At 73.7% G+C, this 11,661-nt stretch carries 7 protein-coding genes; 3 read left to right on the forward strand and 4 right to left on the reverse strand.

Going from position 1 to position 11,661, the window contains the following annotated elements; genetic code table 11:
• From ACPYOM_RS17130 to ACPYOM_RS17140, 3 genes are all read right to left on the reverse strand, one after another.
• On the reverse strand, nt 1-1,513 hold a 1,513-nt coding region (locus ACPYOM_RS17130), incomplete at its 3' end, for a glycosyltransferase family 39 protein (RefSeq protein WP_481346889.1).
• A 194-nt stretch (nt 1,514-1,707) separates the two neighbouring features.
• A complete protein-coding gene (locus tag ACPYOM_RS17135) occupies nt 1,708-3,423 on the reverse strand; it encodes a sensor histidine kinase (protein ID WP_481346890.1) in 1,716 nt (571 codons plus the stop codon).
• Entirely contained in the window at nt 3,401-4,138 is a 738-nt protein-coding gene (locus ACPYOM_RS17140) for a response regulator transcription factor (RefSeq protein ID WP_481346891.1), read from the reverse strand. The genes ACPYOM_RS17135 and ACPYOM_RS17140 overlap by 23 nt, the downstream gene beginning before the upstream one ends.
• A gap of 195 nt (nt 4,139-4,333) precedes the next feature.
• On the opposite strand from ACPYOM_RS17140, the gene ACPYOM_RS17145 reads away from it, so the two are divergent.
• Nucleotides 4,334-4,843 carry a hypothetical protein gene (locus ACPYOM_RS17145; protein ID WP_481346892.1) on the forward strand — a complete coding sequence of 170 codons (510 nt, stop codon included), beginning with the start codon at nt 4,334-4,336 and terminating at the stop codon, nt 4,841-4,843.
• Here the strand turns inward: ACPYOM_RS17145 and ACPYOM_RS17150 are convergent.
• Nucleotides 4,816-8,106, reverse strand: coding sequence for a response regulator (locus ACPYOM_RS17150; RefSeq protein WP_481346893.1), 3,291 nt, complete (start codon nt 8,104-8,106; stop codon nt 4,816-4,818). The genes ACPYOM_RS17145 and ACPYOM_RS17150 overlap by 28 nt on opposite strands.
• Nucleotides 8,107-8,277: 171 nt before the next feature.
• Between ACPYOM_RS17150 and ACPYOM_RS17155 the strand changes: the two genes are divergently transcribed.
• Both ACPYOM_RS17155 and ACPYOM_RS17160 read left to right on the forward strand, forming a co-directional pair.
• Nucleotides 8,278-9,111: a VIT1/CCC1 transporter family protein gene (locus ACPYOM_RS17155; protein WP_481346894.1), complete on the forward strand. Its 834-nt coding sequence runs from the start codon at nt 8,278-8,280 to the stop codon at nt 9,109-9,111.
• Between the two features lie 272 nt (nt 9,112-9,383).
• Nucleotides 9,384-11,609, forward strand: a complete 2,226-nt coding sequence (locus ACPYOM_RS17160; protein ID WP_481346895.1) for a DEAD/DEAH box helicase — start codon at nt 9,384-9,386, stop codon at nt 11,607-11,609.
• Nucleotides 11,610-11,661 lie beyond the last annotated feature (52 nt).

The following is an 11,661-nucleotide window of genomic DNA, read 5'->3' on the forward strand; positions in this document are numbered from 1 at the left end:
TGTACGCGGCCGGTCCGGCGAGGCCGGCCACGAGCGCACCGGCGAGGACGAGGGGCACCGCCGCGAGGTGCAGCCACGGGACGGCGAGCAGGAGCAGCGCCGAGGCCAACCCGACGGCGAGGACGGCGATGCGCAGCCAGTCGCCGTAGGCCGTCGTGCCCGACAGGAGGATGAAGCCCCAGACCGCCGCCGCGGCCGTGGCCACCGCGAGGGTGACGGTGCCGACCGCCCGCCCGCGGTGCCGCCAGGCCTCCACTGACCCCATGCCGACGAGGGCACCGACGGCCGGGGCGAGGGCCACCGTGTAGTACTCGTGGAAGATGCCGGCCATGAAGCTGAAGACGAGCATCGTCACGACGAGCCAGCCACCCCAGACGAGGTAGGCCGCGCGGCGCACGTCGGTGCGCGGGCGTCGGCCGCGCAGGAACAGCCCGACGCCGAGCAGGACCAGAGCGCTCGGGATGAGCCAGGAGATCTGGTCACCGACGCTGCTGGAGAACATCCGGAACAGGCCCGTCTGGCCCCACATGCCGCCGCCACCGGGGCCACCGGCAGCACCGCCACCGACCGAGCCGGTCTCGTTGCCGCTCAGCCGGCCCAGGCCGTTGTAGCCGAACGTCAGCTCGAGGAAGGAGTTGGTCTGGCTGCCGCCGATGTACGGGCGGGCCGAGGCGGGGACGAGCTCGACGATCGCGACCCACCAGCCGGCGGACAGGACCACGGCTCCGATCGCCAGCAGGGAGTGGACGATTCGCTTGCGCAGCGTCGTCGGTGCGGCCACGAGGTAGGCGATGCCGAAGAACGGCACGACGAGCAGCACCTGGAGGGTCTTGGTGAGGAAGCCGAGGCCGATGAGGACCCCGGCGACGACCATCCACCTCGCAGACGCCTGCTCGATGGCCTTCATCGTGGCCCACGCACCGAGCGCCATGAGCAGCGTCAGGAGCGCGTCGGGGTTGTTGAAGGTGAACATCAGCGCGGCGACCGGGGTCAGCGCGACGACGGCTCCCGCGACGAGGCCGGCCGCGGCACCGAAGTGCCTCTTGACGGTCGTGTGGACGACGCCGACGGTGGCGACGCCCATGAGCGCCTGCGGGACGAGGACGGCGAACGAGCTGAGCCCGAGGAGGCGCACCGACAGCGCCATGACCCACAGCGACGCGGGGGGCTTGTCGACCGTGATCGAGCCGGCGGCGTCGGAAGCGCCGTAGAAGAAGGCCTTCCAGCTCGCGCTGCCGGCCTGAACCGCCGCCGAGTAGAAGGCGTTGGCGTAGCCGCTCGCGGTGAGGTTCCACGTGTAGAGCGCGAGGGTGACGACGAGCAGGGCGAGGAGCGCGGGACGCGCCCACGTGGGGTCGGCGTCCGAGCCGCGCCAGAGACGACGGAGCCGGCTCGCGCCACGGCCCGCACCGGCGGGCGGCGGGGCGACGGCGGGGTGGCGCTCCTGGAGCCCGGTGGCCTCCGGGGCCGCAGGGGCGGGTCGGCCCGGGGAGGTGAGGGTCGTGGTGTCCATGGGTCAAACGGTCGAGCCGGCCGCTGTGGCATCCCTATGACACGACTTTGGCGTGGTGATGAACGGTCGTCCCTCCCGAGCGACCGCGCCATGGCGCGCTTCCGGGCCGTGCGTGGGCGGGCCGCAGCCCGACAACCGCGCCATGGCGCACTTCTGGCCGGGGGTGCGTGGGGTCGCGGCAGGTGCGGGCGGGGTCAGGCGGCGGGCAGCAGGAGCGAGAACGTCGTGTCGCCGGGGCGGCTGTCGAGCTCGACGCGCCCGCCGTGGGCCTTGCTCACTGCCGCCACGATGGACAGCCCGAGGCCCGTGCTGCCACCCGCGCGGTTGCGGGCGTCGTCACCGCGGGCGAACCGCTCGAACACGTTGGGCTGCAGCGCGTCCGGGACGCCGGGCCCGTCGTCGTGCACAGCGACCCGAACCCAGTCGCCCTCGGGCCGCACGGACGTCGTGACGCGGGTGCCCTCGGGCGTGTGGGTGCGCGCGTTGGCGAGCAGGTTCGCCACGACCTGGTGCAGCCGGGCCGCGTCACCGCGCACCTCGACCGGCTCGGGCGGCAGGTCGAGGTCCCAGCGGTGCTCGGGCGCGGCCGCATGGGCGTCGCTGACCGCGTTGATGACGAGCATGGACACGTCGACCGGCTCGTCCTCGAGCGGTCGTCCGGCGTCGAGACGGGCGAGGAGCAGGAGGTCCTCGACCAGCGAGCTCATCCGGTCGGCCTCGGACTCGATCCGACCCATCGCGTGCGTCACCGACTGCGGCACCGCCTCCGGCTCGCGCCGCGAGATCTCGGCGTAGCCCTTGATCGAGGCGAGGGGCGTGCGCAGCTCGTGGGAGGCGTCGGCGACGAACTGGCGCACCCGCTGCTCGCTCTGGTGCCGGGCGTTGAGGGCCTCGTCGACGTGGTCGAGCATCTCGTTGAAGGCGACGCCGACCTGGCCGACCTCGGTGCGCTCGTCGGTGTCCGCGGCGTCGACGCGTCCGGCGAGCGCCACCCGCCCGGAGTGCAGCGGCATCCGCGACACCTTCGTGGCGGTCGCCGCGAGCCGCCGGAGCGGCTCGAGGTTGCGGCGCACGAGCCAGGTTCCGAGGAGGGCGACGAGGATGATGCCGGCGCCGAGGGTCATGACGGCGACGAGGACCATCTGCTGAATCGTGCGTTCGGTGCGGTCCATCGGCAGGCCGATGACAAGGACGCCGATGGGGGTGCCGTCGCTGACGACCGAGGTGGCCTGGACCCGGTAGGTGCCCAGGCCGGTGACCTCGATGTTGGTCGAGTCGTCCCGCAGCCCGGCGCGCTCCAGCTCGGCCAGCTGGGTCGTCGACAGCGGCACAGGTCGCTCGCCGCCGTTGCTGACCTTGCCGATGGAGCGCGGGAAGGCGGTGGTCGGGATCGTCGGCAGGTACGCCACCAGGCCCTCGTCACCGGGCCCGCGTGGCCGCCCGCCGTCGGCCTGCGTCCCGAAGTCCACGCCTCGGGGGTCCGAGAGCAGCCGGACCATCGAGGACTGGAGCTGGTCGTCGACCTGGCTGGTCAGCTGGCGGCTCAGCGCGAGCACCGTGAAGGCCCCCGTCGCGACGCCGATGACGGTGAACAGGGCGAGCATCGACGCGACGAGCTTGGCGCGCAGCGTCCACGCCGACCAGGGGCGGACGCGTGCGTACGCACCGGCGAGACGGTCCCGTACGGTCGGGGCGGCCCCAGCCGGCTCCGCGCCCCTGCCGTCGTCGTGGGTGAGCCAGGCCGGCGCCTCGGCAGGCACGACGACGCGAGGGTCACCGAGGGCCGGCCGCGACCCGCTCTCGGGCTCCTCGAGCCCCGGCATCGGTGCCGGAACCGACTCGGGCAGGTCGTCGCGGGTGGCCGGGACCTCGACCCGGTGCGCGGTCTCAGACGGTGGGCTTGAGGACATACCCGGCCCCCCGCATGGTGTGGATCATCGGCTCCCGACCGGCATCGATCTTCTTGCGCAAGTAGGAGATGTAGAGCTCCACGACGTTGGCCTGGCCGCCGAAGTCGTAGTTCCAGACACGGTCGAGGATCTGCGCCTTCGACAGCACCCGGCGCGGGTTGCGCATGAGGTAGCGCAGCAGCTCGAACTCGGTGGCGGTCAGGTGCATCTCCTCGCCGCCCCGCGTGACCTCGTGGCTGTCCTCGTCGAGGGTGAGGTCCCCGACGACGAGCGTCGAGTCGGCCGCCGACACGGCGACGGTCGTGCGACGCATGAGGGCGCGGACGCGCGCCACGACCTCCTCGAGCGAGAAGGGCTTGGTGACGTAGTCGTCGCCGCCGGCCGTCAGGCCCGAGACCCGGTCCTCGACGGCGTCCTTGGCGGTGAGGAACAGGACCGGCACGTTGGGGTTGTCGCCGCGCATCCGGCGCAGCACCTCGAGGCCGTCGAAGTCGGGCAGCATCATGTCGAGGACGACGGCGTCGGGGTCGAACTCGCGGGCGGCGCGCACGGCCTCCATCCCGGTCGCCGCGGAGCGGACCTCCCAGCCCTCGTAGCGCAGGGCCATGCCCAGCAGCTCGGTGAGGTTGGGCTCGTCGTCGACGACCAGGACGCGCACGGGCGACCCGTCGAGTCGCTGGAGACGCGCTGCGGCCGGCTTCGTCTTCTCGCTCATACCATCAGTGAAACCTGTGGGACTGTGCCGCCGCCAGTACCTTCCTGTGCGGCTCCTGTGGGATCCCGGTGCGGCGGCAACGGATCGCGGCCGCAGGCGGCCCCGGCCCGGACGCCGCAGTCACGGCACCGCAGTCACGGCACCCGGACGGCTCCCGCACAGCGCCGGCACAGCATCCCGCCGGACGGTCGTCCCATGAGCACCGACCCCACGACTCCGGTCCCGGCCGCCCCGGGACGCTCGGCGCTGCCCCGGTTCGACGCGGCCGCCCCGGCAGTCACGCAGGCCCCGCTGACCGGCCCCGCGACGCTGCCCGTCACGTCCGCGCAGTCCTCGCCCGTCGCCGCGCCGTCGGTCCCGTACGCCTACCCGTCGTCCACCGACCGCGGCGAGAGCGCGCGCTGGAGCGCGAGGAGGACGGCCGTGACGGCAGGCCTGGCCATCGTCCTCGCCTCGGCCGGCGCCATCGGGGCCGCTGCAGCGATGCCGGCAGGCTCGACCGCCCGCGACACGGGACGCTTCGGCGGCGGCTTCCAGCCGGGTGGGCAGAACGGGTTCGTGCCGTTCGGCCGGCAGGGCTTCGGCGGCAGCCGGAACGGCCCGGGCGTCCTGCCGAACCAGCTGCCGGGCCTGGGCGACCGGAACGGCCAGGTGCCGAGGACCGTGCTCGGCGGGACTCAGCCGCTCCGGAGCCGGTCGGCGTAGCGCTCGAGCGCGGTCGCGGCCTGCTCGACGTCGTCCTCGAGACGCGCGACGAGGTCGTCACCGACGACGCGTCCCTCGCGGCCGAGGTCCTCGATGGTCCGGCAGGTGGCGGCGAGCGCGGAGGCCCCGAGGTTCGACGCGGTTCCCTTGAGCCCGTGGGCGATCCGCAGCTGCTCTTCTGCATCGCCGTGGCGACTGGCCCCACGCAGCTCGGCGACCTTCTGCCGGGCGCCCTCGCCGAACCGGGCGATGAAGCGCAGCAGCAGTGCCGTCTCCTCGGGGTCGATGCCCCCGAGCTCCTCGAGCCTCCGGTGGTCGATGACGTCGCCGGTGACCGTGGCGGTTCCCCTCGGCGACGCCGACGCCGCGGTCGACGGGCCGGACGACGCGGCCGACGACGATGCGGCCGACTTCGACGCGGCCGACCCGGACGCGTCGACCCGCACGTCGGCCCGGCGACGCCGCGCCACGCGCGTCCCCGCCCACCGCTGCAGCGTGGTGCCGAGGAGCGCGACGTCGATGGGCTTGGTGAGGAAGTCGTCCATGCCGGCCTGCAGGCATCGCTCCCGCTCACCGGCGATGGCGGCCGCGGTCATCGCGATGACGGGCACCCGCGTGCCCCGGGGCTCGTGCTGCCGGATCCGTCGTGTCGCCTCGTAGCCGTCCATGAGCGGCATCTGGCAGTCCATGAGGACGGCCACGAAGTCGCGGCCGCGCTCGCGGTGCAGGTCGACGGCCTCGACCCCGTTGACCGCGAGGACGACCTCGTACCCCAGGCTCTCGAGCACGCCCTGGGCGACGAGCTGGTTGATCTCGTTGTCCTCGACGACGAGCACGGTGCCGTTCGAGGTCGCCGGCGTCGCCACCTCGCGCTGGCGCAGGTCGGGGCGCGGGTCACCGGCCAGGTGGGCGCCGGCGACGTTGACCATGGCGTCGAAGAGCGCCGAGGGCATGACCGGCGAGGTGAGGCCCGCCTCGATGCCGGCGGCGCGCAGGGTGTCGGGGTCCGGCGGGGTCGGGGTGTCGGTGACCAGCAGGATCCGCCCGTCCCTGAAGCTCCGGTCCGCGCGGATCATCGCGGCGATCTGCAGGCCGCCCGTGCCGGACCCCGGGTCGTCGCACACGACGACGTCGAACGGCTCGCCGGCGAGCTCCGCGCGGTGCATGGCGACGATGCCGTCGACGCCGGACGAGGCCGACCGCACGTCGACCTGCCACGCGCCGAGCTGGTCCTCGATGCGCTGCCGGTGCCCGGCGTCGCGGCCGATGACGAGGACCCGCAGCGAGGACACCGCGGCGACCTGGGCCTCGGGCCGGCCGACGGAGCGGGCCGACGCGCCGGCGAAGCAGGCCGTGAACCAGAAGGTGCTGCCCTCGCCCGGGACGCTGTCGACGCCGATCTCCCCACCGAAGGCCGCGACGATCTGGCGGGAGATCGCCAGGCCCAGGCCGGTGCCGCCGTACTGTCGCGTCGTCGAGGAGTCCCCCTGCGAGAAGGACTCGAAGAGGCGCTCGCGCACCTCCGGCGTGATGCCCGACCCGGTGTCGTGCACCTCGACCCGGAGCACGGGGCCGCCGACGTCGACGCGCTCGAGCGACATGCGGATGTCGACCCGCCCGGAGTCGGTGAACTTGACGGCGTTCGTCGTGAGGTTGGCGACGACCTGCCCGAACCGGACCGGGTCGCCCGAGACCATGAACGGGACCTCGCCGCCGTGGGCGACGGTCAGGGCCAGGCCCTTGGCGCGGGCCCGCTCCGCGACGAGCCCCGCGCTGCGCTCGAGCACGGCGGCCGGGTCGAAGTCGACGGACTCGAGCTCGAGCCGTCCCGCCTCGATCTTCGACAGGTCGAGGATGTCGTTGACGAGCTCGAGGAGCACGTGCCCGGCCTGGTCGATGCCGTCGGACAGGCGCCGCTGGTGGGGGGTGAGGTCGGTGCGCCCGAGCAGCTCGGACAGGCCGATGACACCGTTGAGCGGGGTGCGGATCTCGTGGCTCATCGTCGCGAGGAACTCGGACTTGGCCCGTGAGGCCTTCATCGCCTCGTCGCGGGCCTGGGCGAGCCGCTCGGCGGTCCACTCGCGCTCGGCGACGCGGGCGAACAGCGCCGTGATCTGGCGGATGGTGATGGCGTCACCGGCGGCGGGCGGTGTCGGGGCCCGCGTGTCGAGCACGACGACGCAGGCGACGCGGTTCTCGCTGATGACCGGGACGGCCGCGACGTACGAGCCGCCGCGGGCCCGTTCGACGCGCACCTCGCGCGCGTTGACCGCGCGGTTGGCCAGCTCGAGCCCCTCCCGCTCGGGCACGACGCTCGGTCCGACGTCCCGCGGCGGCGAGATGATGCCGCTGACGTGCCCCTCCGCGTCGACGACGGCAGCGAGGACCGGGCGCCACGTGGTGTGGGTGGCCACCTCGCCGAGCACGGCCGGCAGCGCCTCCGAGAGGGTCGCCGACTCGTTGGCCGCGGTCGCCATGGCCGTGATGAGGGCGAGCGCCTGCTCGGCGTCCTTCTTCTCGGTGATGTCCTGGGTCGTCCCGCTCATCCGCACGACGGCACCGTCGGCGTCCCGGCTCACGACGCCGCGCCCCCGCACCCACACCATGCCCCCCGATGAACGGACGACGCGCGCGTCGAACTCCCACGTGTCGCCCTCGGCGAGCGACTGCTGGAGGGTGCTCGATACCTGGGCGCGGTCGTCGGGGTGGATGAGGGCGAGGAAGTCCTCGTACGTGGGGGCCGACCCCGCCGGGTCCATGCCGTAGATGTGGAACATCTCCTCGGACCACGTGACGGTGTCGGAGCCGACCTCCCACTCCCAGCTGCCGAGCTTCGCGATGGACTGCGCCTCGGCGAGCATGTCGACGAGCTCGCGCTGGTGGCTGTGCTCGCTGACCCGGTGCAGCCACCCTCGGCGCACCCCGGCGTCGTCGAGGATCGGTGCGTGCGAGACGAGCGCCCAGAAGCGGTTGCCGTCCTTCCGCAGGAGGCTGCACTCGAGGTTGTCGCCCGGCTCGCCGGACGCCGCGAGGTCGGCCAGGTGACGGCGGAACTGCTCCTTGCCGACGGCGTCGAAGGCGTCGAAGACGCTGAAGCCCTCCATCTGCTGGACGGTGCGACCGAGCATGGCGGCCATCCGCGGGTTCGCGTAGGTGGTGCGCCCGTGCTCGTCGATGACCCAGAGACCGTCGGGCGTCGCAGCGGTGATCCACCTCGCGAGGTCCCCCGCGGCGGCCTCCCCCAGGCCCGGAATGTCCGACATAGGGGGAATCCTCCCTTATGATCTGGCCTCGCACCGGGAGTTGGCGATATCGGTCGCCGCTTCCGCGGTCGAGACACGAGGTCGCCCCCCGGTGACAACCCCCGCCGGGGGTGACACGATCGGGGACGGCCCCGGGCGGCCCGTCCCGGGCCCGGGCGGATCGGAGGACGCATGTCGCAGCGGCAGCCACGCTCGGCGGGCGACGGCACGGCCGAGGCGGTGCACGACCTCGCCGACGCGTCAACCGACGTCGGCGCGGCGCCCCGGGCGGCGACCCCCGCGGACGACGCGCTGCGGGCCGGCACGGACCGCGAGGAGCCGCACGAGGACAGCGTCGCGGCGCGGCTCAACTGGCTGCGCGCCGGCGTCCTCGGCGCCAACGACGGCATCGTCTCCACGGCGGGCGTCGTCGTCGGTGTCGCGGGCGCGACCACGAGCCGGGCGGCGATCATCGTCGCGGGCATCGCCGCCCTCTCGGCCGGCGCGCTGTCGATGGCGGCCGGCGAGTACGTCTCGGTGAGCACCCAGCGCGACACCGAGCGGGCCCTCATCGCCCTCGAGAGGCGCGAGCTGCACGAGGACCCCGACGGCGAGCTCGAGGAGCTGACGCAGCTCTACCAGGCCAAGGGCATCAGCCGTGTCCTCGCCGAGCAGGTGGCCGCCGAGCTGACCGACCACGACGCCCTCACCGCCCATGCGGAGGCGGAGCTCGGCATCGACCCGAGCGACCTGACGAACCCGTGGCACGCCGCCGCGGCGTCGATGCTCGCCTTCTTCGTCGGCGCGCTGCTGCCGCTGCTCACCATCGCGTTCAGCCCGGAGCCCGCGCGCCTCTGGGTGACCGTCGCCAGCGTCGTGGCCGCCCTCGTCCTCACCGGTTGGGCCAGTGCCCGCCTCGGCCGGGCGCCGGTCGGTCGAGCCGTGGCCCGCAACGTCGTCGGTGGCCTCGTCGCCATGGGGGTCACGTACGGGATCGGCAGCCTCGTCGGCGTCCACGTGGGCTGAGCCCCAGTGGGGCGCCGTGTCCGTTTCCGCCCGTCGGCGCCGCACTCCCGGCCGCGGCGATGTACAGTCGAGGGGTCCCCGCGCCGATGAGGCGCGGCCCGACCCGCCGACTCCCGCCTCCGACGGGCTCCGGCTCGGGCCACCGGGACGTCACGGGGGGCGCGTGAGTGCGCGTCCCCGGACTCGAGTCGAGGCCGTCAGGGCCGGCGGGGCTCGCCCCGCCCGGGCCACCGCGGCGTCGGCCCGACGCCAGACGCGTCACCAGGAGGAACATGCCCACGCGCGTTCGCACCCGGGCCGGCAACGACCCGACCGCTTCCAAGGGCTCGGCCGGCACCACCCCGAACGGCTCGACCCGCTCGACCGCCTCGGCCAACGGCCAGAACGCCGGGCGTCGTGACGAGGCGGCGCCGCTCATCCCCGTGCTCGCCCGGCGGGTCCGCGAGGTCGAGTCGCGCGTCGCGAGCAAGGGCAAGGCGAGCCCGACGAACCGGACCAAGTTCCTCGTCGTGGCCCTCCTCATGCGGTCCGAGCGCGCCCGGGTCCGCGACGACGCGAGCCTGTCGAGCAGCACCCGCGCCGACCTGCTCAAGCGTCTCGACGGCATCGCCGGCATCCTCGCCCAGATCGCCGCCCGCGACACCAGCCTCATCTCCCTGCTGGACGCCGGCGTCAAGCCCGGCCCGGCCGCGCAGCAGATGCGCCGCGAGTGGCTCCTCGAGTCCGGGGCCGAGGTGCCCGACGAGCCGGCCCCGGCCGCGCCCGAGCCCGACCGCCCGGTGCTCCCGCCGGAGATCGCGGCCCGCCAGGTGCTGCCGCGCTCGGTGCCGGCCCGCGTGCGCGCCAACCCCTTCCTCGTGCCCGACGTCGAGGCCGCGACCCGGCGCCCGTACCTGCCGACGCGCCTCGCCGGCTGGGAGCTGCTCTCGCCGCTGTACCGCGCCTTCGAGCAGGGCGCCGGCGGCGAGGCGGCATCCATGGACCTGCCGCCGAAGCCACGCCAGGACCGCTTCTCCCCGCCCGGCCAGCAGCTCATGGTGCACCAGTCGCGCTTCCTCCAGAAGGTCCAGGAGGGCCACCGCACGTTCCTGCTCGCCGACGAGCCGGGCCTCGGCAAGACGGCGCAGTCGGTCCTGGCCGCATCGGTCGCGAACGCCTACCCGATGCTCGCGGTCGTGCCGAACGTCGTGAAGATCAACTGGGCCCGCGAGGTCGAGCGGTGGACGCCGCAGCGCCGGGTCACCGTCATCCACGGTGACGGCGACGACGTCGACGCCTTCGCCGACGTCTTCGTCGTCAACTACGAGATCCTCGACCGGCACTTCGCCTGGCTGTCCTCGCTCGGGTTCCGCTCGATGGTCGTCGACGAGGCCCACTTCATCAAGAACCTCACGTCGCAGCGCTCGCAGCAGGTGCTCGCGCTCGCCGACCGGCTGCGCGCCACGACGCCGGGCGGCAACCCGCTGCTCCTGGCGCTCACCGGGACGCCGCTCATCAACGACGTCAAGGACTTCGACGCCATCTGGCGGTTCCTCGGCTGGATCAAGGACGGCAAGCCGGCCTCGCCCATCCTGCGCGAGCTCGACGGCATCGGGCTGACCCCGGCCGACCGCGGCTTCTACCCCGAGGCGCGCAAGGTCGTCATCGAGCAGGGCATCGTGCGGCGCCGCAAGGTCGACGTCGCCAAGGACCTGCCGGACAAGCGGATCGCCGACATAACCGTCGAGCTCGACGACGACCTCGGCCGTTCCGTCCGCGAGGCCGAGCGTGCCCTCGGCCGCCGGCTCGCGCAGCGCTACCGGGCGCTGCTCGCCGAGGGCGAGGGGCACGAGTACGACGGCGAGCCCGACGAGGCGCTGCTGCGCCGCGTCGCCGCGGCCGAGCTGCGGCACGCGTCGGACACGGGCGAGAAGGGCGAGAACGTCTTCAGCCTCGTGCGCCGCATCGGCCAGGCCAAGTCGACGCTCGCCGCCGACTACGCCGTGCAGCTGTCGCACTCCGTCGGCAAGGTCGTCTTCTTCGCCAAGCACATCGACGTCATGGACGCCGCCGAGGCCGTGTTCGCCTCCGCCGGGCTGCGCACGGTGTCGGTGCGCGGTGACCAGACGAGCAAGCAGCGCCAGGAGGCCATCGACGGGTTCCAGAAGGACCCGGAGGTGTCGGTGGCGGTCTGTTCGCTCACGGCGGCCGGCGTCGGGCTCAACCTGCACGCCGCGTCGAACGTCGTGCTCGCGGAGCTGTCCTGGACCGCCGCCGAGCAGCAGCAGGCGATCGACCGCGTCCACCGCATCGGCCAGGACGAGCCGGTGACCGCGTGGCGCGTCCTCGCCGCCGGCACCATCGACTCCAAGATCGCCGAGCTCATCGACGCCAAGCAGGGACTCGCGGCCCGGGCCCTCGACGGCAGCGACGAGGAGGTCGCCTCCGGTGACAGCCTCCAGCGCGACGCCCTCGTGGCGCTGCTGCGCGAGGCCCTCGCCGAGACCTGGACCGCCTGACCCCCGCGCTCCCAGCTGTCTCTTATACACATCTGACGCTGCCGACGACGGA

It is taken from the genome of Monashia sp. HAY1-2A, from assembly GCF_056755315.1.

Coding starts and splice junctions, on each gene's coding strand:
- ACPYOM_RS17150 (WP_481346893.1), bottom strand. CDS start 8,106: ATGTCGGACATTCCGGGCCTGGGGGAGGCCGCCGCGGGGGACCTCGCG.
- ACPYOM_RS17160 (WP_481346895.1), top strand. CDS start 9,384: ATGCCCACGCGCGTTCGCACCCGGGCCGGCAACGACCCGACCGCTTCC.
- ACPYOM_RS17145 (WP_481346892.1), top strand. CDS start 4,334: ATGAGCACCGACCCCACGACTCCGGTCCCGGCCGCCCCGGGACGCTCG.
- ACPYOM_RS17140 (WP_481346891.1), bottom strand. CDS start 4,138: ATGAGCGAGAAGACGAAGCCGGCCGCAGCGCGTCTCCAGCGACTCGAC.
- ACPYOM_RS17135 (WP_481346890.1), bottom strand. CDS start 3,423: ATGTCCTCAAGCCCACCGTCTGAGACCGCGCACCGGGTCGAGGTCCCG.
- ACPYOM_RS17155 (WP_481346894.1), top strand. CDS start 8,278: ATGTCGCAGCGGCAGCCACGCTCGGCGGGCGACGGCACGGCCGAGGCG.